Source organism: Streptomyces glaucescens, assembly GCF_000761215.1.
Classification (GTDB): Bacteria; Actinomycetota; Actinomycetes; order Streptomycetales; family Streptomycetaceae; genus Streptomyces; species Streptomyces glaucescens_B.
In genome coordinates this window covers 74157-99725 of record NZ_CP009438.1, presented here as the reverse complement: position 1 = coordinate 99725, position 25569 = coordinate 74157, and the positions used below count along the sequence as shown (strand labels likewise).

The 25569-nt window shown below is 69.7% G+C and carries 25 protein-coding genes and 3 pseudogenes; 10 read left to right on the top strand and 18 right to left on the bottom strand.

Translation table 11 applies throughout. The annotated features are described in order from the left end of the window. Positions 1-105 precede the first annotated feature (105 nt). Both SGLAU_RS00400 and SGLAU_RS00395 read left to right on the top strand, forming a co-directional pair. Entirely contained in the window at positions 106-360 is a 255-nt protein-coding gene (locus SGLAU_RS00400; protein ID WP_043497306.1) for a hypothetical protein, read from the top strand. Next, positions 357-731, top strand: coding sequence for a PIN domain-containing protein (locus tag SGLAU_RS00395; RefSeq protein WP_043497303.1), 375 nt, complete (start codon positions 357-359; stop codon positions 729-731). Before SGLAU_RS00400 ends, SGLAU_RS00395 begins: the two co-directional genes overlap by 4 nt. Positions 732-1319: 588 nt before the next feature. Here SGLAU_RS00395 and SGLAU_RS00390 read toward each other — a convergent pair. The 8 genes from SGLAU_RS00390 to SGLAU_RS35140 form a co-directional block, all read right to left on the bottom strand. After that, positions 1320-1925 (bottom strand): dihydrofolate reductase family protein, encoded by a 606-nt coding sequence (locus tag SGLAU_RS00390; protein WP_043497301.1) that lies wholly within the window; start codon positions 1923-1925, stop codon positions 1320-1322. A 235-nt stretch (positions 1926-2160) separates the two neighbouring features. Continuing rightward, positions 2161-2412 carry an SHOCT domain-containing protein gene (locus tag SGLAU_RS00385; RefSeq protein ID WP_043497298.1) on the bottom strand — a complete coding sequence of 84 codons (252 nt, stop codon included), beginning with the start codon at positions 2410-2412 and terminating at the stop codon, positions 2161-2163. 74 nt (positions 2413-2486) lie between these two features. Then, the gene (locus SGLAU_RS00380) at positions 2487-3179 is read right to left on the bottom strand and encodes a response regulator (protein WP_043497295.1); all 693 of its coding nucleotides are present in this window, start codon (positions 3177-3179) and stop codon (positions 2487-2489) included. Between the two features lie 4 nt (positions 3180-3183). Next, entirely contained in the window at positions 3184-4398 is a 1215-nt protein-coding gene (locus SGLAU_RS00375; RefSeq protein WP_043506055.1) for a sensor histidine kinase, read from the bottom strand. 18 nt (positions 4399-4416) lie between these two features. After that, positions 4417-5325, bottom strand: coding sequence for a CPBP family intramembrane glutamic endopeptidase (locus SGLAU_RS00370; RefSeq protein WP_043497293.1), 909 nt, complete (start codon positions 5323-5325; stop codon positions 4417-4419). Between the two features lie 582 nt (positions 5326-5907). Beyond that, positions 5908-6930 carry a TerC family protein gene (locus SGLAU_RS00365; protein ID WP_043497291.1) on the bottom strand — a complete coding sequence of 341 codons (1023 nt, stop codon included), beginning with the start codon at positions 6928-6930 and terminating at the stop codon, positions 5908-5910. Positions 6931-7600: 670 nt separating this feature from the next. Further along, complete coding sequence (locus SGLAU_RS33255; protein WP_078957513.1) at positions 7601-9094, bottom strand: helix-turn-helix transcriptional regulator; 1494 nt, start codon at positions 9092-9094, stop codon at positions 7601-7603. A gap of 7 nt (positions 9095-9101) precedes the next feature. After that, on the bottom strand, positions 9102-9317 hold the full coding sequence (locus SGLAU_RS35140) for a hypothetical protein (protein WP_159072745.1): 216 nt from the start codon (positions 9315-9317) through the stop codon (positions 9102-9104). Between the two features lie 721 nt (positions 9318-10038). On the opposite strand from SGLAU_RS35140, the gene SGLAU_RS00355 reads away from it, so the two are divergent. Continuing rightward, the gene (locus tag SGLAU_RS00355) at positions 10039-10443 is read left to right on the top strand and encodes a DUF6153 family protein (RefSeq protein ID WP_043497287.1); all 405 of its coding nucleotides are present in this window, start codon (positions 10039-10041) and stop codon (positions 10441-10443) included. Positions 10444-10555: 112 nt separating this feature from the next. Beyond that, positions 10556-11194 carry a DUF305 domain-containing protein gene (locus SGLAU_RS00350; protein ID WP_043497283.1) on the top strand — a complete coding sequence of 213 codons (639 nt, stop codon included), beginning with the start codon at positions 10556-10558 and terminating at the stop codon, positions 11192-11194. 484 nt (positions 11195-11678) lie between these two features. On the opposite strand, the gene SGLAU_RS36050 is transcribed toward SGLAU_RS00350, so the two are convergent. Then, on the bottom strand, positions 11679-12035 hold the full coding sequence (locus SGLAU_RS36050) for a hypothetical protein (protein WP_244315137.1): 357 nt from the start codon (positions 12033-12035) through the stop codon (positions 11679-11681). A gap of 634 nt (positions 12036-12669) precedes the next feature. On the opposite strand from SGLAU_RS36050, the gene SGLAU_RS00340 reads away from it, so the two are divergent. Next, a complete protein-coding gene (locus SGLAU_RS00340; RefSeq protein ID WP_043497281.1) occupies positions 12670-13227 on the top strand; it encodes a DUF3291 domain-containing protein in 558 nt (185 codons plus the stop codon). A gap of 362 nt (positions 13228-13589) precedes the next feature. Here SGLAU_RS00340 and SGLAU_RS00335 read toward each other — a convergent pair whose 3' ends face one another. Next, entirely contained in the window at positions 13590-14501 is a 912-nt protein-coding gene (locus SGLAU_RS00335; RefSeq protein WP_043497279.1) for an alpha/beta fold hydrolase, read from the bottom strand. Positions 14502-14624: 123 nt separating this feature from the next. Between SGLAU_RS00335 and SGLAU_RS00330 the strand changes: the two genes are divergently transcribed. Further along, positions 14625-15263, top strand: a complete 639-nt coding sequence (locus tag SGLAU_RS00330; protein ID WP_043497277.1) for a TetR/AcrR family transcriptional regulator — start codon at positions 14625-14627, stop codon at positions 15261-15263. Positions 15264-15528: 265 nt separating this feature from the next. Here SGLAU_RS00330 and SGLAU_RS35135 read toward each other — a convergent pair whose 3' ends face one another. Continuing rightward, on the bottom strand, positions 15529-15759 hold the full coding sequence (locus SGLAU_RS35135) for a hypothetical protein (protein WP_159072744.1): 231 nt from the start codon (positions 15757-15759) through the stop codon (positions 15529-15531). Positions 15760-16065: 306 nt separating this feature from the next. Between SGLAU_RS35135 and mscL the strand changes: the two genes are divergently transcribed. Next, positions 16066-16509 carry a large conductance mechanosensitive channel protein MscL gene (gene mscL / locus SGLAU_RS00325; RefSeq protein ID WP_043497275.1) on the top strand — a complete coding sequence of 148 codons (444 nt, stop codon included), beginning with the start codon at positions 16066-16068 and terminating at the stop codon, positions 16507-16509. Between the two features lie 381 nt (positions 16510-16890). Here mscL and SGLAU_RS35130 read toward each other — a convergent pair whose 3' ends face one another. From SGLAU_RS35130 to SGLAU_RS00310, 4 genes and pseudogenes are all read right to left on the bottom strand, one after another. After that, positions 16891-17043 carry a hypothetical protein gene (locus SGLAU_RS35130; RefSeq protein ID WP_159072743.1) on the bottom strand — a complete coding sequence of 51 codons (153 nt, stop codon included), beginning with the start codon at positions 17041-17043 and terminating at the stop codon, positions 16891-16893. Positions 17044-17395: 352 nt separating this feature from the next. Further along, on the bottom strand, positions 17396-18844 hold the full coding sequence (locus SGLAU_RS00320; RefSeq protein WP_043497273.1) for an MFS transporter: 1449 nt from the start codon (positions 18842-18844) through the stop codon (positions 17396-17398). A 453-nt stretch (positions 18845-19297) separates the two neighbouring features. Beyond that, positions 19298-19585: a hypothetical protein gene (locus tag SGLAU_RS36045; protein ID WP_244315136.1), complete on the bottom strand. Its 288-nt coding sequence runs from the start codon at positions 19583-19585 to the stop codon at positions 19298-19300. A 587-nt stretch (positions 19586-20172) separates the two neighbouring features. After that, positions 20173-21180 (bottom strand): annotated as a pseudogene (locus tag SGLAU_RS00310) (HAD-IC family P-type ATPase); the annotation flags it as partial. Between the two features lie 86 nt (positions 21181-21266). Here SGLAU_RS00310 and SGLAU_RS00305 point away from each other — a divergent pair. The 3 genes and pseudogenes from SGLAU_RS00305 to SGLAU_RS00300 all read left to right on the top strand — a co-directional run. Beyond that, complete coding sequence (locus tag SGLAU_RS00305) at positions 21267-22118, top strand: methyltransferase domain-containing protein (RefSeq protein ID WP_043497271.1); 852 nt, start codon at positions 21267-21269, stop codon at positions 22116-22118. 20 nt (positions 22119-22138) lie between these two features. Then, positions 22139-22272, top strand: a pseudogene (locus tag SGLAU_RS36040) (transposase); the annotation flags it as partial. A 153-nt stretch (positions 22273-22425) separates the two neighbouring features. Continuing rightward, positions 22426-22923 (top strand): annotated as a pseudogene (locus SGLAU_RS00300) (FAD-dependent oxidoreductase); the annotation flags it as partial. 74 nt (positions 22924-22997) lie between these two features. Here the strand turns inward: SGLAU_RS00300 and SGLAU_RS00295 are convergent. The 3 genes from SGLAU_RS00295 to SGLAU_RS00285 all read right to left on the bottom strand — a co-directional run bounded on the left by SGLAU_RS00295 (position 22998) and on the right by SGLAU_RS00285 (position 25561). Beyond that, the gene (locus tag SGLAU_RS00295; protein WP_043497268.1) at positions 22998-23417 is read right to left on the bottom strand and encodes an SSI family serine proteinase inhibitor; all 420 of its coding nucleotides are present in this window, start codon (positions 23415-23417) and stop codon (positions 22998-23000) included. Positions 23418-23948: 531 nt separating this feature from the next. Continuing rightward, positions 23949-25004 carry a CU044_5270 family protein gene (locus tag SGLAU_RS00290; protein WP_244315135.1) on the bottom strand — a complete coding sequence of 352 codons (1056 nt, stop codon included), beginning with the start codon at positions 25002-25004 and terminating at the stop codon, positions 23949-23951. Further along, positions 25001-25561 (bottom strand): RNA polymerase sigma factor, encoded by a 561-nt coding sequence (locus SGLAU_RS00285; RefSeq protein WP_244315309.1) that lies wholly within the window; start codon positions 25559-25561, stop codon positions 25001-25003. Before SGLAU_RS00285 ends, SGLAU_RS00290 begins: the two co-directional genes overlap by 4 nt. Positions 25562-25569: the final 8 nt, after the last annotated feature.

Sequence of the window (25569 nt, the reverse complement as noted above, 5' to 3'; positions counted from 1 at the left end):
TGTGTCACGCCCGGCCCCCGGGTCGGATGCGCACGGGACTCGCGGGCCGGGGTGGGGTGACGCGCTCCCGGGCCCGCGGGTTCTACCGCCGGTAGAATAGGCAGTGTGAGCAAGCCGACGAGCATCAAGACCAGCGAGAAAGTGCGGGACCGCTTGCGTGTCCTCGCCGAAGAGCGCGGCACCACCATCACCGAGCTGCTGGAAGAGCTCGCCTCCCGCGAGCTGACGGAAGCCGAACGGGAGCAGCGCGCTGTCGAGGCGGCCCGTGAGCTCGGCCTCCAGTACACGGAGCAGGTCCAGCAGGCCGGTCGGGAAGCCTGGGCGAAGATCCGCGCCCATCAGGGCGGCGCCGTCGCGTGAACCTGACGGCTGTCCTGGACCACACCGCCCTGGCCGCCCTGTACCGGGCCCACCCCTTCTTCACCGGCCTCTACATCGAGGCCTCGCGCGGCACCGGCCGCGCCCTCATCCCCTCCCTGTCCATCCTCGCCGCCGAGCGGCGGGTCGCCGGGGCAGGCAAGCACGCGGCATCCTTGCGGTTCGCCGAGCACATCCCGTTCACCGCGGCGCACTCCGTGGACGCGATGGACTGGAAGAACGTGGACTGGCCGGTGGCCCACGCGGCGGCGATCGCCTGGCAGGCGATCAAAGCAGGGGAGCCTCTCACGGTTCTGTCGCTGGAACCCGAGCTGTACGCGGGTACCGGTATCACTCCGCTGAACCCCACCTGACCGGCACACGGGGCGAAGGCGAGGCTGTTTTTCCGGGTGGAGCGGCCGCGTCCTGGTGGCCTCGGGATGCCGCACGCATCCGGCTGCCTACGTCCAGCAACGCTTCGGCGGTTGACAGGAAGGGCCGATGGGGACACACCGGCCACCTCGTCGCGCGAAGTGCAACGCGGCCCGGATATTGACCTCGGCTTCGTCCGCCGTAGCGATGACACCCGCGGCTTCCAGGTGCTGCGTCGCCGCTGGGTCGTGGAACGGTCCCGCGCCGGTGCAAGCGCAGTCGGCGCCTGGTCCGTGACGGCGAATGGCGCAGTGGCGCTCGCACGGCCCGGCCGCAGTCTGGCGTGGGTACGGGAGTGCCTGGCACCGGCTTGGGGTGGGCGGTCTCGCCACCGGGGGGATGGTGGCGAGACCGCCGTACTCGGAAGGGGGAGCCGAGCTGTCTGATTGCTGTTGCCCCGAACTTGAGGCGGTATGCCTGGACACGGGCGTGTGCTGTTCGCCCGCCCGGACGGGCCGCTGGTGAGGTCACTCTTGCTTCGTGTCCGCCGGGCCGGCCTGGCGGCCGTCCAGGCCGGCGGGCGGGCGACGTCACGCAGGCACGCCGAGCGGCGGGTGATCGAGCACGCGGGGCTTGTATTCGACCAGCTGGATGCGGCCGTCGAAGGTGCGGTGCTCGATCATCTCGAGGGCGACGTCCGGATAGCCGTCGTAGATGCGTTCTTCGCCCGTGGCCCCGGTGATCACCGGGAACATCACGACCCGGAAGCGGTCGACGAGTCCGGCTCGCAGGAGGGACCGGCACAGGCTGAGGCTGCCGATCGTGCTGAGCAGCCCCGAGCCGCTCGACTTCATGGCGCGGACCGCCTCGACGGCGTCGCCGCGGACGAGAATGGAGTTGGCCCACGTCAGTGGCTCCTCGAGTGAGGAGGAGAACACCACTTTTGATGCTTGCGTGAGCTCGTCGACGGATGCCTCTTCTTCGGGCCTGAACTCGTCCTGGCCGTTCGGTACCTCGCCCGCGGCGAAGCCGGACATCAGGCGGTAGGTGTTCGCTCCCATCAGGTAGGTGGCCTCGGGCTGCTCACCGAGCCACGCGAGGTACTCCGGGCCCTCGAGGCCCCAGAATCCGGGCCAACCCTCTCCCGATGCGTAGCCGTCGAGGGACGTGATGAAGTCGACGAGAAGCTCCGACATGGCGGTGCCCTTTCCTAGGGTGTCACGAGCTTGGACCGCCGGGGAGCCGCAAACTCATCGGTCGCGCTGTGGAGCGACGAGAAAACCCCTGAGGCCACAGCCGATCAAGTGGTGCGGCCTTGCCACACGAAGCTGCAAGCGCGCGTCGCGGACCAGGCCGCACTTCCCTTGCGGGCATCCTCATCCGGGCCGGACGCGACGGCTGCCCGCGTCGAAACCGTCGCGTCGGCGCGGATCACATGCGGGCGAGGATGTCCGCCTTCTTGGCCGCGAACTCGTCCTCCGTGAGGATGCCCGCGTCCCGCAGCTCCGCCGGCTGCCGCAACTGCTCAACGGGCGTACTCGGCCGCGCTGCCGGGGGCGCGGCCCGGACAGGGGCAGCTACAGCAGGTGCCTGCTCAGGGGCGGGCACCTTCCCGAGCACCAGGTCGGTGAGCAGCGCCTTGATGCCTGGAGCCTGCGCCGTCTGCTGGCCCTGCACGTGCACCGGCCGGCGGTGTTGGTGTGCGGGAGGACGCGGGTCATGGTGTTGGTCGTTTCGAGAGCTCCAGTGCGCGGTACTCACTCGCTCCTGGGCGCCAGTCCGATCCGGTGGGCGAGGACGACGGCCTGGACGCGGTCGCGCAGGCCGAGTTTGGTCAGGATTCTCGATACGTAGGTCTTGACCGTCTCGGGGGTGATGAAGAGCTCCGCGGCGATCTCCGCGTTGGACAGTCCTTCAGCGATCTGCCCGAGCACCTCCAGCTCGCGCGGGGTCAGTGCCCGTATCACCTCGTCTCTGGCAGGCCGGTTGGTGTCGGCCGGGCGCAGGTGTTCGGCGAAGTGGCCGATGAGGTGGCGGGTGACGGCGGGGGCCAGCAGGGCCTCGCCCTTCGCGACCGTGCGGATGGCGTTGACCAGTTCCGCCGGGGGCGCGTCCTTGAGGAGGAAGCCGCTGGCCCCGGCACGCAGTGCGTCGTAGACGTAGGCGTCGACGTTGAAGGTGGTGACGACCAGTATCTTCGGCGGTGTTTCGGCGTCGGGACCGGCCAGTTGCCGGGTCGCTTCGATGCCGCCGAGCAGGGGCATGCGGATGTCCATGATCACCACATCGGGACGCAGTCGCTGTGCGGCCTGGACCGCTTCGTGCCCGTTCTCGGCTTCTCCGACGACCTTCATGTCGGGCTGGGCGGAGAAGATGGTGACGTAGCCGGTGCGTACCAGGGCCTGGTCGTCGCAGACGAGCACGCGGATCGGTGACGGCGCATCGCTCACGGGGTCACTCCGTTACGGGCTTGGACGGGATTGTGGCGTGGACCTCGAAGCCGCCTTCGGTCCGCGGTCCGGCCTTGAGTTCACCATTGACCATCCGCACCCGTGCACGCAGCCCCGCCAGTCCACGCCCGCCCGCCGGGTCCGGCTTCCGCAGGGCAGGTGCTGCCGCCGGGACGGTGCTGGGCCTGTCGGTGGTCACCTTGATCTCGATGTGCTTCTCGCCGTGCCCGATCAGGACTTGTGTTTTTTGCCCGGCGGCGTACTTCATCGCATTGGTGAGCGCCTCCTGCACCACCCGGTAGGCGGCCAGTTCGACGTCCACGGACTGCGCTCGCCGCTCGCCCTGCTCGCTGAACTCGACCGGCTGCCCGGACCGGCGGGCCTGTTCGACCAGGTCCCCGAGCCGTCCCAGGGTGGGTGCCCGGTCCGCGGACGCTGACTCGCCGGTCGCCTCCAGCACGCCGAGCAGGTACCGCAGCTCGGTCAGCGCCCGACGGCCGGTGTCGCTGACGGCCGAGAGTCCCTCGCTGGCCTTGTCCGGTGCGGAAGTAAGCAGGAACTGGGCCGCATCCGCCTGGACCACCATGGCCGTCACGTGATGGGTGACCACGTCGTGCAGCTCGCTGGCGATGCGTGCCCGCTCCGCGGCCGTGGCCAGTTCGGTGGCCAGCCGCCGCCGCTGCGCCTCTTCCGCCCGCCGTGTGCGCACGGTACTGCCCACCATCCAGAACACGGCCAGAGTCAGATAGAACGCGAGGTGGTCCGCGATGCCGAGCGGTGAGCCCAGACGGTCCAGGACGAGCGCCAGCACGGCGTAGCCCGCGCTCACCACGCCCGCCAGGCCACGGCGGAAGCGGACCTGGTGGGCTCCGGCCGAGTACAAGGCCAGATACAGCCCCAGGCTGCCGAATGTCGTTGCGAAGCCCAGCGCCTGATACGCGGCGAACGCGGCGGCGGCGACAGCCAGGCAGCCTGCGGGCCACCGCCTGCGGGCCGCCAGCGGCAGAGTCTGCGCCGCGGTCAGGGCGACGCTGAGCGCGCTCGCCGGCCGCTCGGGGAGATCCCCGATCTGCGCTCCGATGGTGGACAGGGTGGGTACGAAGGCCAACAGGGCCAGCACGAGGGCGAGGACGCCGTCCTTGAGGAAGGCGTCCCGCTCCTCCCACCACTCGAGCGGCGCCCGGAGCAGCGCACGGCTCCGGGGCGCCTGAGGGGACATCACCATCGTTTCCTCCGGTCAGCCGGCCTGCGTGTGCCGTGCGGATCGACGGGGCAGCAGGCGCCCGCCGCGGCGGGCGAGGGCGAACATCCGTACGGCGAGCAGCAGCCCGAGGACGACGGGCGTCAGCGCCGCCTCCAGGCCGAAGCCACCGCCGGTCAGCACAGCGGAGCCATGCACGTCGACGGTGAACAGGCCCTCGGACGGGTGCCCGGAGACCGGGATGCCGAGCAGCTGCTCGGTGGTGTTCCAGGCGAAGTGCAGTCCCGCGACGAACCAGATGTTACGCCGCCACAGGAACGCGGCGCCGAGCATCACACCGGCCTCGACAGCGATCGCCAGCGCACTCCACGCACTGGCTTCCTGAGTGCCCAGATGCGCGAGGCCGAAGAACGACCCGGTGACCACGATGGCGGCCCGGCTGCCCCACAGCTGCTCCAGGGCCTGCAGTGCGAGACCGCGGAACACCAACTCCTCGGTGACCGCGGTGCCGATCTGCACCATGACCGCGGACCAGACGACCGCCACGAAGCCATGGCCCGCCCAGGAGAACGAGTAGCCCCCGAAGGACGTGATCAGCAAGGCGGACACCCCGACGAAGCCCAGGCCGATCGCGCCGCCCAGCAGCGCCTCCCGGCCGGCTCCCCGCCGGTCGATCTCCGGCGTCGAGCGTCGCGCGACGCGGCGCATGACCAGCCAGTACACGCCCACCGCGGCACCCGCGCCCAGCACCGGAACCGGACCGGGACCCGTGGCGGTCAGGCCCGAGACCAGGCCGACACCGACCAGTCCCGTCAGCATCCAGCCGAGCGGAGAGCGCACGATCCGGCCGAGACGACCGCCGCGACCACCGTGAGCATCGTGACCGTCGGGCCCGGTGTCCGGGCCGGGCCCTTCGGCGTGCCGTGCGGTGGACGTGGTCCTCATGTGACCTCCCCCTCAGCGGTCGCACCGGCTGCGACCTGACAACCACGCTAGGAACCCGGCGCCGTCCGCGAATCACCCGCACATGGACCGCTGCTGTAGCTCTCGCGGGGGATGCGCCCCGGAGAAGGATCAGACAGTCCGCAGCCGAGCCGGACACGCTGACCGCCGCGACGGCGAGGCCGAGCTGGGGGTCCGTGTCAAAGCGCTGACCGCCTTGCCCGCCGGCCGGGCGATCCCTCCGAACGCCACTCCGCCCATCGCCCGCGCCTGCTGCGAACGCCTGCTCCACCGACCTCGGCCAGGCCGGACGACAGCACGAAGTGACGGCGGCACCTCGGGCTTTGCGCGCGGCCGGTGCGGGCCGAGCGCTCTGACCGCTACGACTCACCAGCAGCTGCTGCGGCAGTGGCGGCGCCGGCCAACGCGTCCGGCCGCAGACGGGAGAAAACGCCCAAGACAACCGCGGAGAGGTCGTCCCGCTCCCATTGGCATCCGGGGACCGGGGCACGAGGGACTGTCCGCCCGGGTCGAGGTGGCTGACACTCGTCCATTTGCGTACGGCCCGGCTGCCCCGAGCGTGGCTCAGTGGACTCCGGTTTGCCGGTCGGACTCCGCGGACCCGGGAGGATGGGAGCGCAGCGAGCCGGGGTGGGCCTTGGCGGTCGGGTCACGCCTGGTCTTGAGCAGACTGGCCACGGTGACCACCGCGAGCACGGCGCCGATCACGCCGAGACTGAGCGGGGTGGGGATCTCAGGGACCCCCTCGTGCACGTCGACATGCGCCCAGTGCAGGATGAGCTTGACGCCGATGAACGCGAGAATCAGCGCCAGCCCGGCGGACAGGTACACCAGCCGGTCCAGCATCCCCTTGACGAGGAAGAACAAGGCGCGCAGGCCGAGCAGGGCGAAGGCGTTGGCGGCGAAGACGATGTAGGGCTCCCGGGTGACGCCGAACACCGCGGGGATGGAATCGAGCGCGAAGAGCAGGTCGATGCTGCCGATGGCGAGCAGGACGATGAACAGCGGCGTGACCATCCGGCGCCCGTCGTCGCGGACGGAGAGCTTGCCGCCCACGTAGTCGTCGGTGACGGGCAGGAACCGGCGGGCGGCCTTCACCAGGACGTTGTCCTCGATGTCGGGGTCCTCGTCACGGTGCCGGAACAACTGCACGGCGGTGTAGATCAGCAGCAGGCCGAACAGCAGGAACATGAAGGAGAACAGCGCCAGCAGGGTGGCACCGAGCGCGATGAAGATCGCACGCATGACCAGGGCGAGCACGATGCCGAACGTGAGTACCTTGTGCTGGTGCTCCGCCGGCACGGCGAAGGTGGTCATGATGATGACGAACACGAACAAATTGTCGACCGACAGGCTCTTCTCGACGATGTAGCCGGCGAAGTATTCGGTCCCTGCCTCTCCGCCGTACCGTGCGGCGAACCAGATACCGAAAGCGACCGCGACGAGGATGTAGAACACCGACCAGGCGGTGGCCTCACCGAAACCGACCCGGTGCGGGCGCGCTGCGGCCAGGACCAGATCGACGACGAGCAGGGCGAAGATCAGGCCGATGGTGACGGCCCAGGTCAGTGCGCTGATATCCAGCACCGGTCCTCCACTCGGTTCAAGCGGACGCGGGCGGGATCGCCCTCGTCTCGGCCGCCCGGGACGCCGACCGCACCCGCCCTGCGCCTCGTCGGACCACCACGGCTTCTGTTCGTACCACGAGGCGTCCGCTCTGCACGGGGGCGCGCCCGGGGGCGGCAGCGTATTTCGGTATGGGGCTGGTGCCCCGGGCTCTTCGAACCGAGAACCGTCGGACGAGAAAGATCAAAAGGCAGCTCTACGGGCGGGCCGGATTCGAACGGGCGGCTATCACACGCGGCACTGACATCCGGGTCGGGTCAGGTGGCCCAGGTGCCGCGCGGGTGCCTACTGAGCGCGGGGCCCCCGGCCACAACCATGGTCGGCATCCTGGCCACTCAGCCGCGTGCGTTCGCCCGTCCCTGGGGGTTCAGCAAGTCGCAGAAACAGGCGGAGACCGCGGTGGAGCGCATCGGGTGGACTCCACTCCGGTGCACCGGTGCGGTGGGGGAGTGCCGGACATCCCGGCATCCGGTGCGCTGGTGCGCTGGTGCGGTGAGCGGGTGCGCCGGTTCGCGCGCGGCACGAGCCACCTCGTACGGCCAGCCGCCCATGAGGCCGGCCTCACTTCCATCGAGCCCCGCGCCAAGCCCGAGCGTGCTCGGGCAGCGACTGAAGGATCACCGGCTTCCCTCTAGTCTTCCGAGGACAACCGGACCGCAGCTACGGTGTCGCTGCCTTCGGTTTCGGGTTTCTTCTTCTCCTGGGTGTCGTCGTCCGCGATTGAGCGCGAGGGGCTGGGCGCCACCACAGGCGGCAGAGGTCTGGATCCCGGGATGTTGATGCGCACTCGCACTCTCGGCAGGGGTGAGGGTGCCTGCGGCGAGGTGGTGTCCGCGAACCAGTCGTCACTGTGACGGTAGGACTGGCCAGCACGGGGGTGCGGGGGAGGTCCGTACGGCGATACTCCGCGATTGTCGGTTCGGGCCACTGTGGGGTCGGCGGGAGTGACGGGCCGCTGGGCGGATGCTTCGCTCAGCGTGGTCAGGGAGTCCGCACTCAGCCGTGATGCTGGCGAGGGCCGTGGCGGGACAGGCCAGGCCCGGCTGGTCCGTTTGGGCAGAGGGGGCCGCTTCGCCGGGTCCGGTAGGCGAAGTGACAGTGTGGGGGTGTCTGCGGCTGTGTTGTCTGAACGGCCGGCGGTCGAGTCGCGCAGAACAAGCGTGGGCGTATCAGCAGGATGATCGGCTCCCAGCGGAGCGGTCTCGTACGGAACCGGTCCACGCTGTGCAGACCGAGGGGCGCAACTGGTACACAGTTCTGCTCTCCAACCGTGCCTGTCGCCGTAGCCGAACGACGGTCGGTGACACTGCGGGCAAGCGAGCTCTCCGCGGCGCTGCGCCTGGTCGACGAGAAGTTCTCGGCTCATACGGGCAGCAGCACGTGCCTCGACGCTTTCCGGCTCCGGCACATGGATGAGAAGCTTGAGAGCTGGTTCCTTGCGTGAGGCCGATTCCAACTCGCTCATCAGCAGTTGGAGATCGCGAGGCGTGACGCGGTCATGGACGGTCAGGCGTTGCTGCGCCTGATCGGGCTTGCGTGACCGCATACGGCTGCTGCGCCGGTCGGCGTCGGCTCGGTCCCAGGCCTTCGTCCACTCCGGCAGGTCGGCTTTCCGGACATTGCAGGCTTGCGCGAAGGCCGCCACGAAGGTCCGGCTGGGTGTGGAACTGCCTTTGAGGACCCGGCTGACCGTACTGTGCGGCAGCCGCCCCATACCACCCAGGCGCTTGTCCAGGTCGCGCAGGGGCGGGCTGCCGTCGTCGTGGTACAGATCGACGATGGCAGAGTGCAGGTCAGCGAAGTCCTTGACGACGCTGATGTGCACCCCACGATGGCCGCTGAGCACGCCCTGGGCACGGGACTCATCGCGCCGGGCGTTCTTCCACAGCCGCTCTGCCTCCTTCGTGCTTCGTCCGCAGGCCTGGGCGTAGGCGAGAACCGCGGCCAGGTTCCGCGGCACGCCGCGTCCGGAAGCGGCACGCGAGAGGGTGTCCGCGCTGAATTCGGTGCGCGAGGCGAGCTGCTCGTAGGTCAGCCCGGCCTCTGTCCGGCCGGCACGCAGCCACGTCACCAAAGCCAGGAGCGATCTGCTGCACTGGGGGATCGGATTCTCTCGACGTGCCATCTGTCTGTCAGACTTCCGTGCTCCGAGCCTGCCCGGTGCTCCGACGCCGCTGATCCGTCAGCAGACGGGCACCCAGTGAGAGGGTCTCGGCGATTAAGAGGAGCACGCCGGCAGTCGGCAGGCCGGCGAGAGCCAGGGCCACGGCGATGACGATGATCACAATGAGGACGCCAGCCTCCGGCATCGCCAGAGGGCGCGACGCGCCGCAAAGAATGTTGTTCAACTTTCTACCTAACTCTTTTCGGGCTCAACGACTTGCACTGCGGGCCACTCGGTCTTGCGTCAGGCGATTGCCGTCGCCTTGGTGGTTAGTGATGTTGCAGCACTTCGGCTCGCAGTGCTAACCCCTGAGCCAGGCAATCCGCGGAGTTGTCCCTGAGTCGGTCTTGCCCTCCCGCTGCTCCGGTAACGGCATCTTGCCTGCTCAGGTGCCAAGTGATCGGTCGTTTCCCGCAGTTGTGTCCCACCTTTCTCTACCCGGAGATATTACAGAGAGTGATAATCCGTGTTTTTGTCCCGCGGTCTCCTCACGCTTTCGGACATGCCCTGTCCTTCGTCTCAGCAGGTCAGAGGGTCAACGGGGCGCGCAGTTCACGCACGGGTGTCTCACTCTTGACCCAGAACCCGTCCATGCCTGATCTTTATGCATGCCTGACTGTCGGCCTCTCGGCCACCAGCGGGCTCTCCGAAGTACTGCGGGCAATCAGTTACCCCGGAGACAGAGCGAACCCCGTTGCCGCGGGACCCGCTCATGGTTCTGGCGCCGCCGCACGCCGCGGCGCCAGAACCAACGGCCCATCCGACACGCCGAGTCCACTCGACCGATCCCACTCCTTCGGTACCCGATCCCACCGTGCCGGGGCGTGCGACCGGCGCGGGTGAACGGGTGCGGCAAGGGGCCGGCGGGACATGCCCCGTGCGGGCTGCCCCGTACGATGAGCCCTGTGACCACGTGCACCCGCAGCAGCAGCCGCCCCGCCGGGCGGCTGTTCGTGCTGCTGGTGCTGGCGGTGCTGGCCGGGGTGCTGGGCATGCACGGCCTGACACCGGGTGCTGCCGTTGCGGCGCAGGCGGGAGGCGGCCACGAGATGGTCATGGCCCCCGCTGACGGCGTCCCGTACGCAGGCGGGGGATGCTCGCACACGGATGGCGGGTCGGGACACCTCGATCACGCCGACGCCACCTGTGCGGCCACCGGTACCAGCTCGCCGTACACACCGCCGGCGCCGGCCGCCGGCCCGGTGCTGCAGGCACCCGCCGTCGCCGGCCCCGTCGCGGCGCCTACCGGCTCGCCCCATGACGGACGCGCCCCGCCCGACCTGTCCGAACTGCAGCTTCTGCGGATCTAGAGCGGCCCCGCCCGGCACCTCTCGCGCCTCGTGGCGCGGGTGCCGTGCTCTCGCACGCCCTTCATCTGATCCACCGCGCCGTGACCGGCGCACATCAAGGAGCTGCACCACCATGATCCGCACGCGTTTCCTGTTCCGCCGTACCGCCGCCGTCGCCGCCGCAGGTGCGGCGGCGTTCGTCCTGGCCGCCTGCGGCGGCAACGGTGATGACTCCGCCGGGCACGGCGGGCACAACAGCAACAGCGCTTCCCCCGCCGTCTCTGCATCGGCGTCCCAGGGGCAGCACAACGCGGCCGATGTCGCTTTCGCCAAGGGGATGATCCCGCACCACCGCCAGGCTGTGGAGATGGCCGGCCTCGCGCCCGAGCGGGCTCAGTCGGCCGAGGTGAAGAAGCTCGCCGCCGCCATCAAGAAAGCCCAGGACCCCGAGATCAACACGCTGTCGGGCTGGCTGACCTCATGGGGCGAGGAAGTACCCGCCGACGGAGCCATGGCCCACTCCATGCACGGCGGGGAGTCCGGCGGCATGATGACCGTGCAGGAGATGGACCGGCTGGAGAAGGCCTCCGGCAAGGCGTTCGACACCGCGTTCATGGAAATGATGATCAAGCACCATGAAGGCGCGGTCGAGATGGCCAAGACCGAGCAGGCCGACGGTTCCTACGCCCCGGCCACGGAGATGGCCGGGCAGATCGTCATCTCGCAGAGCGCGGAGATCGAGCGGATGAACAAGCTGCTCGGCAAGAACTGACGCTCATCCGCGAGCACGGGGCGGGCACGCTGGTGCCCGCCCCACCCTGCCTCGGCAGGACACCACTCTTGCCGCCCCGCCCCCTTCTCCTTTATGGCACCGTGACCTCCAGGCGCCTGGACGAAGGGTGCCAGGGTGGGAGGGCCGCCGTCTGGCGTCGGCGGCGGCTGTTCGACGGCCTACGGTTCCGTGTCCGGACGGGAGTTCCGTGACGGGATGTCTCCGTCGCACACAAGACCGTGGAACCGGGGCTGCGACCTGTTCCGCCGGTGGCAGCGCAAGGCACCCGCCACCTGCCACCGGATCCTCACTCGGCTCCGGTCCCTGGCCGACGCGAACGGCGCCATCGTCCGGGATCTGAGCGTCGACTGCACCGTGTGCCGCGCCCCGCGGACAGGGCCCGCCAGCAGGTCAACCTGCAGAAGGGACCGTCGGGCGGCATCTTCACCGAGCAACCCGTCAACGAACGGCCGTGGACGGGCCTTCAAGACTCATAAGGGCCGCCGCGGAAGTACATGCTCCTGTGCGCGCGAGGACGGTCCCCGTGCCCGTGCGCGGCATCGGACCGATCGGCAGGTGCCGTCCGCTCGACCAGCGCCCGCAGCGTTTCCAGGCCGGCCAGCACCTCCGCGCGATTGTCCGACACCTTCATCCGGGCCGGCAGCCGAGCGAACATCGACATCGTCGGCCGCGCTCCGCCACGCTCTCGCAATCGCGCCCCGACATAGGCGGACAGCTCGTCGACGTGTTCCTCGTTGTAGGCCCACAAAATGTGACCGGCGCAACGGGTCTGCAGCCACAGAGGCCGCTGGAAGAACGGATCCTCACTGCCACCCAGCACCGCCCCGACCAGTCCAGCCCCTTGCGCCTCAGGTTCCCATTCGGCGACTGCACCGCACCCTCCACAGACCAGGCGACGTGGCTGGAAAAGGAGCTCGCTGAAGTACCTGGGAGCCGGAAGGCCAGCCCGGGGGATCACGAGAGCGCGGCCCCCGCATCGCGGACAGACCACAAGCATCCGGCCCGCGAACCGAGCCAGCCAGACTCCGGGGTCATAGTGACGAGCGAGATCAGTGCGCGGCTCGGGGTCCATGACGGACAGCATCGCAGGCGCGATGCGAGCAGGTGCACCACATACTCGAACGCAAGCCCGTGACCGTCTCCACCGGCACCGGCTCAGCCCGCACCACCCCACCCGTACAGGCGTAAGGCCCGAAGTGTGAGGCTGACAGCGCAAGCGCCCCGCCCCGGTTTCCGCAAGGACCTGTACGGGAGGCCACGTGGACGGGGCGATGGCAACTTCGACATGGCTCGCGGAGGCGGCTACCTTCAACCTCGTCTCCGGCGATCGCCACGGTCGCACAGGAGTTTCTCCACGCAGGGCCAGCCATGACGGATGAGCCGGTCACGCCCGCCACCCTGCGCAAGCCACCGCACCGGGCTCACGCCAGGCAACCCCGACCAAGGAGAGACGCATGCCCCGTCTTGCTCTGTACACGTTCGGCGTCCTGAAGTCACCTCTCGTGGATCCCGCGCCTCTCACGCGCGAGTTCTACGACACTGGTGAGGCCGTGTACCGGAAGATCAGTCAGCACCCCGGGTACCTATCGCGTGCTGAAACGACAGGCGGTGACCGGGGCGCACTCTTCGAAGCGGACTGGGGTCCATGGGGAGAGTTCGCCGTACCGGCTTGGTACAGCAAGGGCCGTACGGTGGAAACCACTGCTCTGGCCGCGACCCTCTCGCTCTGGGTCGACATGCGCCCCGCATTCGACGCCGTCTACACCGGCCTCCACCGTGAGGCGCTGAACAGGCGTCATGACTGGTTCGAGAGGACGGGGCACCCGAACTACGCGTTGTGGTGGGTCGCTGACGACGTGATACCCACCTGGTCGGACGGGGTTTCCAGGCTGGAGCACCTCGGCGACCACGGATCCACGCTGCAGGCCTTCACCTTCCGCAACTCATGGGCCCCGGACGGAACTCCGACCAGGATCGACGTAACGGGCCCGAAGAGCGACCAGGTTCGCTGACAAGACAACCTGAACGACGGCATTCGCTGCTGGTCGACGGGGGAGTGGAGCGCGAGGGCGGCGCGGACCTGGAGAAGGGGCGCGCCGCCCTCGCATGCGAGTCGCGGGACGTCACGCGGATCAAGCGCAGCGGGCTGACTTCGGGGACGGTGGCCACTGCGGCCGTGAGTTGGCCTGAACCTGCGTGCGGCGGCCGGCAATCCGCCCCCGTAACCGTTGCGGAGCCCCTGGTCGGAGGGATCGTCATGGAACTCAGCGGCTGCTCCGACAGCACCTCGGCCGGACGAGGCGGCCCGGGCGGTGTGCGGCTCGTCGGCCGCCGGGCTCCATTCGGTCATGGGAAGACGACTCGCCCCGGTCCTTCAGGCGACGGAGTCCATGAAATCCAGCATCCGGCGGTTGATCTCCTCCGCGTGATCGATCTGCGGCCCGTGGCCGGTGCCGGAGATGATCTCCGCCCGGGCGCCCGGTATCACGCGCGGCACGCGGTCCACTTGCCGCTGGGGGTGCACGAGGAGGCTTCGCTTGCCCAGCACGAGGTAGAGCGGGGTTCGAATGGTGGACAGTTCGTCGTCGGACAGGGGCAGGGGGGCTGGGCGGCGGACGCGGTAGGCGCGGACGGCTGTCCTGATCATCGTGCGTAGCTCCGGCACGACGAGGACCGGCTGTTCCAGCCAGGCCGCGAGGCGCGGGCGCAGGGTCTTGGGCGCGGAGGTCGCGAAGAGGCTGATGAAGATCCAGACGAAGAACCGCAGCCCCACCTTCTCCAGGCCGCCGGGGTCGAGGAGGGTCACCGAGGCGAGGCGGTCGGGCTTGCGGTGGGCCTGGTTCAAGGCGAGCCAGCCGCCGTAGGAGGTGCCGACGAGGTGGACGCGGTCGAGGCCGAGTCCGGTGAGCGTCTCCTCGAGCCACTGGGCGGCGTCTGCGGGCTGGTGGAGAGGGGCGCGCTGGACGCTGCGTCCGGGGTCGCCCGGGGTGTCGAGGGCGTAGACGGGGCGTTCGGCGCTGAGGTCGGGCGTGTTCGGGTACCACATGGCGGAGCAGGAACCCGCCCCGTGGATCAGGACGATGGGGGTGCGGGTCTGGGCCGCCGGGTCGGCGGGACCGTAGCGGTACACGTGGGTGGTGCCGAAGGAGGTTTCCACCTCCTGTTCCGCGAGGGCGGGTGCTCCCAGTGCGTAGACCGCGTCGCAGGCAGCGAAGTAGCGGTCACGCCAGGCGTCGCTCACGTAGCGGCCGACATCGGCCGGGGGACGGGCAGTGGTCCCGGGCACGGGTCACCTCCGGGGGGGACTCGGTTCGTGATACGAACGTACCATGATGTTGGTACGGTCGTATCATGAAAAGGTGGCCGGTGGAGGCCGTGCCGACAGCAACGAGAAGCGGGGAGAGGCCGGATGCCCAAGCGCGTGGACCACGCGGAACGACGCAGCGAGATCGCTGAGGCGCTCGTCCGGGTCGCCGGGCGACGCGGGCTGCATGCCGTGGGGATGCGCGATGTGGCAGCAGAGGCGGGCGTGTCCTTGCGGCTGGTGCAGTACTACTTCGATACGAAGGAGAAGCTGCTGCTCTTCGGGCTGGAGCACCTGGCGGCGCGCTTCGGTGATCGGGTCTCCGCCCGCGTCCGGGCTGCCGGTCACAGCCCGGGTCCGCGTGCGACGGTCGAAGCGCTGCTGATGGCGGCCCTGCCGACCGACGAGGAGAGCCGCACGTTCCACCACCTCTACACCTCGTACGCCGTTCTGTCCGTGCACGACCGGGCCCTCGCCGCCCAGCCCTTCATCAAGAACCCCGACGCCGCCGAAGACGCCGTGACCGAACTCCTCCGGCAAGCGCAAGAGGCGGACCTGCTCGAACCCGGTGTGGACGCGCGGTTGGAGGCAGTCAGCCTGCTCGCCATGTCTGCGGGGCTCGGCACCAGCATCCTCGTCGGCCAGCGCAGCCCGGAGTCCGCCGCCGCGGTCCTGGAGCATCACCTCGACCGGATCTTCCGCGCTCACGAGGGCGCCGCCTCGACGGAAGAGACTCCGAAGTGACCTCTCACGCCTGAACGGAGGGCTCACTGCGTCGGCGCCCAGGGGCCACTGCGCCGGCTGCGAGCAGGTGGACGTCCGTGTGAGGTGTCTGCCCCTCAGTCCGGAGACGGGGCCGATCGCCTGGCGCACATCGCTGGGGGATCTGCCAGCCCACCCGACTGTGGGTCGTCTCCCGGAGCAGCTTCTTGAAGCAGACTGTCTGCTCGCGCACGGACTGGGCCTGCTGCGCGCGGCACGGAGCCGGGCAGTTGGCGTGATGAGGTGCTCAGTCTGTTGTCTGCTTGGTGAGCTTGTGTGCCTGAGTTCCGGTGTCCGTCCATATGTGGAGGTGGGCGGGGTTGGTGGTGAGCCAGCTCGCGCCGGATGCGTCGGAGATGGTGGTGAGGTGTGTGCCGGTGGTGGCGTCGAAGACGGCTACGCCGCCTGCTCCGCGACCGGCGTAGATGGCGTGGTCCCAGTCGCTGCCACCCAGTTGTGGTCCCCGCTGCGGGACCACTCCTTTTCCAGCCGCGCTTTCCGACGACGCCCTCTCCACAGTCCGAGAGGCTGAGCAGCACGTTCGCCGCTGCCGGCAGCAGTTTCAACCACGGGTCGACCCGCCGGAATGACCCTGAGCGAGACAACGCGGTAGCCAGCGTGGTGATCTGACCACAAGACCTGACGGAGTCGTCCGACGCCTCGGCGAGCCAGCAGCGTCCGTGGTACCGCCGCCCAGCAGGCATGGGTCAGACCCGGCAGGGCACCCGGGGTGAGGAGCCGGGATGCCGCCCGTCGACGTCATGGGCCTGGAAGGGGTGAAAAGGTGAAGGGCTTCCGCAGCTTCATTCTGCGCGGCAACGTGGTCGACCTGGCAGTCGGCATCGTCATCGGAGCGGCGTTCACCGCCGTCGTCAACGGTTTCGTCAGCGCCTTTCTGACACCCCTCGTGGGACTGGCCACCGGCGCCACCGGCGACATGGCCCGCAAGACCTTCACCGTAGGCGCCACCGAGTTCCCCTACGGAACCTTCATCAACGCGGCGATCAGCTTCCTCCTCCTCGCCAGCGCCCTGTACTTCCTCGTCGTCCTCCCGATCAACAAACTGCACGAGCGCCTCGCTCCCCACCACGACGTCCAGGCCCCCAAGCGGGACTGCCCCGAGTGCCTCAGCCCCGTCCCGGCCCAGGCCCGGCGCTGCGCCTCCTGCACCGTCCCCCTGCCCGCGGTACCCGCCCAGGCCGAGGAGACAACCCAGCGGGCCGGATGACCGGCCCCTTGATCGATCGGTGACAACCGGACAACTCGGTGCTCAACGCTTGGCTGTCTCACGTCGGCTTTGATGTCGGTCGGCCCGGCACCGTATCGGCAGGGGACCCATCAAGGACGTCCAGATACGCGTGTGCCTCGGCAACGCCTCCGGCACCCCCGCACGCGGCCGCTGCCACTCCTGGCACTGCGCAGCACGGGCCTGTACTGGCGGCGGGGGGCGGCGCGGTCGAGGCTCTGCTTCCCGCCCATCCCCTCTGGGCGGGCTTCTCACTCATCGGCGACGACGTCCTCGCCGCCCCACTGAGTGGGCACACGGATGCATTCCTCCGCGTTTGCGTGAGCCGCGGCCGCGGCGAGCATTCCCTGCACGTTCCCCATGTCAGATCTCCGTGTCTTCGGGTAGGGCCTGGACGTCGCCGTCGACGGCGACCGTGGGGTCCTGGCTGACGCCGTCCTGGCTGGGGTCGACGTCGAAGACCCCCGCACCGCCGACGGGATACGGCGACTGCTGTTCCTGCGTGGGCTCGGTCATGAGCCGTTTCTTTCACGTGTGGGATCTCGCCGGCGGGCACTCCCCGGGAGGTGCCGGGCCGGTGGTGGGCGACGCCGTCACGGTGCGGCTCGACATCGAGTTCAGCGGGCCCGGCGTTGATGAGCAGCCCGCATTTGTGCAGTGCCGCGGCCGTCGTCGCGACGACCGGGTGACCGGCTGTCCGGCGCACCGCCCTTGTCCATGACGGCGTACTCATGAAACAACCCCTTTCGTGTCGCTGGTCGCAGGTCGTGGTGGCGTTCGACGCCGGCGGTCCGCCAGGTCCCGGATCGAGGGATCTGGCGGACCGCCGGCTGCGACATCGCTCCTTTGTGGTTTCACAGCCCATGGCTCACACCCCGGCCTTCTCGCCCGGCACGCTGGGCTCGCCGGCCTGGTCGGCATTCGATGCGGCTGCGGCCCTGTCCGTGCGCATGACGAGCAGCGTGATGAGCCCGCCCGCGGCGGCGATGGCGGCGGCCGCGGTGAATGCCGCACTGAAGCCTTCGGTCAGTGCGGGCAGGTCACCGAGCTTGCCGGCACCCTGGGAGGTGGCCAGGGCGGTGAGGGCGGCCAGGCCGAGGGCCGAGCCGATCTGGTAGGTGGTGTTCACGATGCCGGAGGCCAGGCCCGCCTGCTCGGCCGGGGCGCCGGACATGGCCGCCATCATCGCCGGGATGTACGCCAGCGACATGCCCAGGGCAGCCACCAGGGAGGCGGGCAGCACGTCGATGACGAAGGAACCACTCGGCTCCACGGCCGACAGCCACAGCAGGCCGCCGGCGAGAACGAGAAGGCCGCTGCCGATCAGTGCCTTGGCGCCCAGGCGCGCCAGCAGCCGGGCCGTGATCGCGGTCATGAAGACCATGAGCAGCAGTGTCATCGGCAGCAGCGCGGCCCCGGAGGCAAAGGCCCCGTAGCCGAGGACCTGCTGCAGATAGAGGTTGAGGAAGTACCACATAGGGATCCACGCGGCGCCCAGCAGCGTCATGGCCAGGTTCGCCGAGCCCAGCCGCGGAACACGCCAGATGCCGAGCGGCATCAGCGGCTGACGCGCGGTCTTCTGCAGGACGAAGAACAGCACCAGCAGGGCAGCCGCGCCGACGAGTGCGAGCACGGTCTGCGTGGCGCCCCAGCCGATCTCCGGCGCGCGGACCACGGCGAACACCGTGAGCGCGAGACCGGCGGTGACGGCCGCTGCGCCGAGCACGTCGATCGCTCCGTGACGGGGGGCGACGTCCGGGAGCATCTTGGTCGCGGCGAGCGTGGCGGCGCCGATGGGGATGTAGATGATGAACACCCAGGGCCAGCTGAGCCATTCGGTGAACACGCCGCCCAGGAAGACGCCCGCGGTGCCGCCGGCCGGAGCCGCCGCACCGTAGAGGGCCATGGCCTTGCCCAGCTCCCTGGGGTCGTGCGCGAACAGCGTCATCAGCAGCGTCATCGCCGCCGGGGCGATCAGTGCGCCGCCGACGCCCTGGACGGCACGGCCGGCGACCTCAACCCATGCGGTCTGCGCGGCCGCCGCGACGATCGATCCGCCGATCAGTACGGTCCAGCCGGCGGTGAACACGCGGCGTGCGCCGAGCAGGTCGGACAGACGCCCGCCGAGCAGGAGCAGGCCGCCGAAGGCGATGACGTAGGCGTTGAAGACCCACTGCAGCTCGCCCTGTGAGAAGCCGAGGTCCTTCTGCATCTCGGGGAGCGCCACTCCGATGATCGAGGTGTCCATGATCACCATGAACTGGGCGGTGGCGAGCACGGTCAGCGCCCACCAGCGCTTGGGATTGACGGTTTGCATTGCCTTCCCCTTCCGGGTCGACTGATATACCCCTACGGGGTACCTGCTTTCGGGACCATAACATACCCCTGGGGGGTATGTGGAGCGCCTGTAGGGCAAGCTGCAGCACCGGTACGCCGAGATGCCGCTGCCTTGAGAGGAGCGGCGTGACCCTCATCAGGCAGCAACGCGCCGACTGGGCAGCGATCGCTGCTCCGGGTGCGCCGCGGCCGGTACCGGCCGCAGTACCGGGCCGGACTGAGGTCACAACCAAGGCCGGCTCAGGCTCTCGGGGCAGTGCCAGGATTCATGGTCTGGGCCGCCTCTCCCGGCGGCAGCACGCGTACCTCTGCTCAGGGCAGGCTGGCCCCGGCCTCAAGGCACACGGCTGAGGGCGAGTGGGCAAAGAGGATGGACCACCGGGTGCCCGGCTGGCCCGGGGCGGCCGGCAACTGGGCGGTGAGAAAGTCCCGGTCAGCCGGAGCCAGGGCCTGGGGCCAGGTCGGCTGCGGTTTCGAGGTCGGCCGACAGGGAGACATCGGCGAGGTTGCCCTGAGGCAGGGTGCGGGCGGCTTGAGCGGCCAGGGCCGCAGGAAGCCGGGCGTCGGCCCCTGGGACGACCAAGGTGGGCACGGTGATCGCGGCCAGCTCAGTGACCTCCGTGAAGGCCGGGTCTCGGCCGATGGCGCAGGCGGCGGCGACCGGCCGGGTCCGAGCGAGGGATGGCTTCGGCTGCGAGAGATCCGATGTCGGAGTCAGCATCGGCAGATGGGACCGCAGGCATCCTGAATGCCCTGCTCCCGGACACGGACGGCGAATCGCTCCAGCATCGCTGTCTCGGCCTGCTCGGCGTCGTCGTCCTCGATGTCTTGCATGCTGATGACGACCGCGGCGCGGATGCGCTCCGGGTGGGTAGCGGCGGCACGCAGCGGGTGATGGTGCCGCCCAGGCCCGTCCCGCCCAGCGCAGCGTGGGGCAGGACGAGATGGTCCATCAAGGCCCGGACGCCGTCGGTGTACTGGGCCCAGGTGTGGCGGGCCGGGTCGGTGCACACCGAGGGGCCGTAGCCCGCGGATGTCCGGCAGGACGACTGTGAAAGCCGTCCGCGAGCCGGCGGGCCAGGGGAAGCAAGCTGTAACGGTCCAGGCCGCCGCCGTGCAGCAGGATTATCCCTGGCCCTCGCCCCAAGGCTGTGGCGTGCAGCCCGCAGCCGTCACTGCCGCTGTGGACGAAGTCGCGCATGCGGATCTTCCTCGCGTTCAACGGTGCGTACCGGTGGGGGCCACCCCGCCGCAGCAGCAACGAGGGGGCGGACCTCCGAGTCCGCCCCCGGCTGTGAGGGCACGGTGTCAGCTTGCGGCCCTGAAGCCGCGCAGGCGCAGGCTGTTGCCGACCACGAAGACCGAGGAGAACGCCATCGCGGCGCCAGCAATCATCGGGTTGAGCAGTCCGGCCGCGGCCAGCGGCAGGGCGGCGACGTTGTAGGCGAAGGCCCAGAACAAGTTGGACTTGATGGTGCCCAGTGTCTTTCGGGCCAGGCGGATCGCGTCTGCCGCGGCGCGCAGGTCACCGCGGACCAGGGTCAGATCGCCGGCCTCGATCGCCGCGTCGGTGCCTGTGCTCATGGAGAGCCCCAGGTCGGCCTGTGCCAGCGCGGCGGCGTCGTTGACGCCGTCACCGACCATGGCCACCGAACGGCCTTCGGCCTGCAGTCGCTTCACGGCGTCGACCTTGTCCTGCGGCATCACCTCGGCGACCACCTCGTCGATGCCGACCTCAGCGGCCACCGTTTCGGCGACGGCCCTGTTGTCCCCGGTGAGCAGGATGGGCGTCAGGCCCAGCTCCCGAAGCCGGGTGATTGCTTCGGCACTGGTGTCCTTGACCGCGTCGGCGACCTCCAAAACCGCCCTTGCCTCGCCGTCCCAGGCCACCGCGATCGCGGTACGGCCGGCTGCTTCGGCGTCGGACTTGGCACATGCCAGGCCTTCGGGCAGTTCCATGGCCCACTCGGCGAGCAGTTTGCTCCGGCCCACCAGGACCGCGTGTCCGTCGACCACACCCTGGACGCCGAGGCCGGGCACGTTGGCAAAGTCCTCCGGCGTGGGCACCGCGCCGACCCGTTCAACGGCGCCCGCGGCCACGGCCGCCGCGATCGGGTGCTCGGAGGCGTGTTCCAGCGCCCCGGCGAGGCGCAGCACCTCACTCTCGTCGGTGCCGTCGGCGGTGTGCACGGCCAGCAGGCTCATCCGCCCGGTGGTGACGGTGCCGGTCTTGTCCAGGACGACGGTGTCGACCTTGCGGGTGGACTCCAGGACCTCGGGGCCCTTGATGAGGATGCCGAGATGAACCACGCGCCCGACGCTGCCCGTTCCTTCCGGGGGCAGTGAGGCTCCGAGCACGCGCAGGCACGTTCTCTTCCCTTCACTGTTGCCAGGAGTGCCTCGTGCCCGCGACGCTTCCCCCTGCCCTCGACCTCTCCCTCGGCCTGTTGCGCTGCCCAACGTGTCGCACGCGCCACCTGCACCCCGGCCGCGGCGCACTGCGCTGCCCGGGAGGCCACACCTTCAACATCGCCCGCCACGGCTACGCCAGCCTGCTGACGGGCACCCGCGCCACCAGCGGCGATGACACAGCCATGGTCCAAGCCCGGACCCGGTTCCTGTCCACCGGTACCTACGCGCCCATCCGCGACGTCGGAGCTCGCCTGGCGGCCGACGCCGCCGCGGAGCAGGCCACGGTCGTGGACGTGGGGTGCGGTACGGGCTACTACCTGGCCGGCGTACTCGACCGGCTGCCCGGCGCCCGTGGACTGGGTCTGGACACCTCGGTGCATGCACTGCGCTCGGCAGCCCGAGCCCACGACCGAGCCGCGGCGGTGGCCTGGGACGTCTTCCGTCCCTTCCCCCTCGCCGACGGGGTGGCCGATGTCGTGCTGGACGTGTTCGCCCCGCGCAACCCGGCCGAGTTCCACCGCGTACTGCGCCCGACCGGCCGGTTGATCGTGGTCCGTCCCACCGAGCGGCACCTGGCCGAGCTGCGTGACCGACTGCCTGCGATGGTCACGATCGACCCGGCCAAGGAACAGCGCCTGCACCAGGCACTGGACCCCTTCTTCGAGGGCACCGTCACCGAACAAGTGGAGTACACCGCACCCTTGACCAAGTTGGATGCCCTGGATCTGGTGACGATGACACCGAGCGCACGCCACGTGAGCCGTGCAGACCTGAACGAGGACGGCCTCCTGCCCGATGAGGTCACCGTCTCCGTGCTGGCCTCCGCCTACCAGCCTCGGTGACCTCAAGCGGACGCCAACGCCTGCTGACCGACGAGCAGTGAGCACGCGCTTGGCACCCCGCCTTCCCCGCAACGCAGGTAAGGCAGGGCGTCCGTTCGCCGATCACCGCCGCATCCTCGAAGGGATCATTCACCGGTTCCGCACCGGAATCCCCTGACGAGACCTGCGTCGCGAAGCGTTCGGGCCCTGGTGAACGGGGGGTGCTTGGGGGAGCGGGTGCCCTGAGGGACGGTCAGGACACCGCTGCCCGGCTCGGGTAGGGTTGCGGGCCGTCCCGGGCCGTCCCGGGCCGTCCCGGGCGGTCCCGGGCCGTCCCGGGGCGCTCCGGCTGGGCGAGCGGTTGGCGGGCCTGGACGCCGGGCAGTCCGTGGTCGTCGGCGGCGGTGGCCTCATTGGTCTGGAGGCCGCGACCGAACTTGCCGAGGCTCGCCCGGACCTCGCTGTCGCCCTCGCCGCCCGCGGCGGGCTCGGCGACTGGCTCTCGGACAAGGGCCGCCGACACCTGCGGAAGACCTGCGACCGGCTCGGTATCACCGTGCACGAGGACGCCGCCGTCACCGGCGTCGAAGCCGACCGCGTCACCACCGCCGGCGGCGAGGCGATCCCCGCGGCGGTCACCGTGTGGACCATCGGCGTCGCAGTCCACCCGATGGCGCGGGCCACCGCCCTGGAGACCGCCGGGGCGGGGCAGATCGTGGTCGACGGCACCATGCGCTCGGTCTCCCACCCGGACGTGTACGCCGTCGGTGACGCGGCCATGGCGATGGGCCCGGGCGACAAGCTCCTGAGGATGTCGTGCGACTCGGTGAAGCGGGCGCCCGCGAAGGGCGCCCGCTTCCGTCCGCGACCCGGGCCCGGCCCGGGGGTGGGGTGGAGCGATCAGAACGCGTAGAGGGCGTTCCCGTTGAGGGTCGTGGCCATGACGCACGCGTTCGAGAAGCTGTGCTTCCAGGAGATGCGCTTGCCCTGCCACACGCCGTCCGCCGTGACGGTGACGGGGTCGTAGTGCATCGGACAGGCGCGGTCGGTGTCCGGCGTGGCCAGGAGCGTGTCGAGGGTGCCGGCGGTGGCGGCGAGGGCCGCACAGGCGGCCTCCGGGTCGGGGTGCGTTCCCTGCGCGGTCGGCGCGCAGCTGAGGGTGGCCGCCCGTACGACGGTGCCCTCGTCCCCGCCTTGGGCGACGGTGAGGACCACGGCGGAGGGGGCGTACAGGCTGGTGGGCTGCGCCTCCGCGACACCGGCGGCGCAGGCCAGGGTCAGAAGGGTAGCGGCGGAGACGGCAGCGATGTGGCGACGCACGGCGACACTCTCTTTCGATTTGAAGGGCAGAGGCTGGACTTGCCTGTGCTTCGTGGGTTGTACGTCGCAGAGTCTGTCGGGTGTGAAAGTTGCGTGCACATCCATGACCGATTTACAGACAACCCGTTCGATTATCGGCGACCGAATGGTCGTTCAGGCAGCTCAGGTGCGTTGCGTGCAGCACGTGATCACCTCTCGACACACTGTGATACCGCGACGTGACAGCCGTGGGAAGGACGCTGACCTGCTCTCCGTCGCGACGCGTTCACCCAACATCCATTCAAGCTGACCGAATAGCGCCGCTATCCCCGCAAGAACGGCCCTCGGGAAGCGGTTACCAGACACGAGCCCCTGCTCGTCCTTCAGCGGCGTCCGGTGCTCGGCCAGCTCATCCAGGTGCAGCGGGGTACGAGCCACGATCGTCGATCGTCCTCGCGAGGCTTCACCCACCGCAGCCTTACGGCCCCGCAGTCACCCACACGGGTGACACCCTTGCAAGATCACCGCCGTTTGCGGCTGGTGACAGGGTTCTTACCGGCACCCCGTGTGTGCTCCGTGTCCGCGGGCTGTTGACCTGCCTTGTCGACGATGGCGAGTTCCAGCTCGGCCTCGCTGGACAGCAGCGTTCCGGCCTTTCCGTACGAGGTGTCCTTCGCCAGATAGCTGCGGGAGCCGAGGAAGGAGAAGTCCTTCTCGTCGAAGACCCCACTCGGTCTGAATGCTGTAGCGCGTGTCGTCGCGGGCGATGCCGAGGCCCCGGCGGCCGATCGCGTCGCGGGCCTGCGGGGCCGGGGTGACGCCGGGGATCTTCGCCGCGGCCCGGTAGAGGGCGGCGGCCGTACGGGACGGGATCACCCCGCCGAGCAGGGACCCGATCTGCTCGAACACCGCCTGGTCACGTTCCCGGCCCTCAACTTGCGGGGTCTTGGCGTACAGATAGACCAGCAGCTTGTCGGGGTCGGTGGGCAGCGAGCTGAGCCAGCGGTAGGTGGGTCGGGTGATGCCGGCCGGGGTCCCGTCGGTGTCACCGAGTTCGGCGTTGATGGGAAAGGTCTCACCGTCTTCCCGGATCAGGCCGAGCTTGTGCAAGGGCCTCGGCTCCTGCGCGGCCCACATCTCACGGTCCATCCGTGGGCCGAGGACGGCCTTCCCGCTGGTCAGGTCGGCCCCGCGGGTCTTCTCCCGGGTGTAGACGACCTGGTCGTCCCGCACGATGGGCGTGGCGCGTTCCTCCGCGGCGTCGGAGATCCGGTCCAGGAGCGCCGCGGCCGGCTGGATGTCCGTGGCCGCACGGTGCGAAGCGGTGCCGGAGGGCTCCTGGTCGCCGCTGTTCAGGGCGATTCCCGCGGCCAGCGCGCAGGCCAAGGTCAGCGCGGTCGCCGGCGCCAGGAGCGCGGGCCGCAGCAGCCGACGGGCAGGGCGGGTACGGGTCGCCAGGTCTCGGTCGATGTGGTGCATCAGCAGTTCCTTGTGACGAAGGTGCTGCTCGCGCGGAAGGTCCCAGTCGGCTGGGGCCGACAGCAGGCGGGCGATCTCTTCGCGGTCGCCGTTCCGCTCCGGGGAAGCGCCGGTGGTCTTGTCGTTCATGTGAGCTCCTCCCGTACGGGCAGGGCCGCGATCGCGGCCGCACTTGTCATCTCTCCGCGGGTGGCAGGTGGTTCCCGGTCTTCTTCCGCGAGGTGGGCGAGCTTCTTGCGGGCACGCGAAAGGCGGGTACGTACGGTGCCGACGGCGATGCCCAGGGCTTCGGCCGTCTGCTGGTAGTCCAGGCCGGACCACACGCACAGGGCCAGTACCTCCCGCTCCTGGCGTCGCAGCCGGCCCAGGGAGGCCTGCACGGCACGCAGGCGCCGTGCGTCGTCGATGCGCCCTACCGTCCGGGGCGCGAAGTCCTCCTCCGCAGGTGGCTGCGGCTGACGCGCCAGGAACAGCTGGCGTCTGCGCAGTCCCCGGCGGGCGTTGTCCGCCTTGTGGGTGGCGACGCCCAGCAGGCAGGGCAGCAGGGAGCCGCCGTCCTCGCGCACCTGTTCGCGGGTCCGCCACGCGGTCAGGAACGTTTCGGACATGATCTCTTCGGCTGTCGACCAGTCGCCGGTCAACCGCAGCCCATGGTTGTACACGGCGCGGGCGAACTCCTCGTACAGCTGGGCGA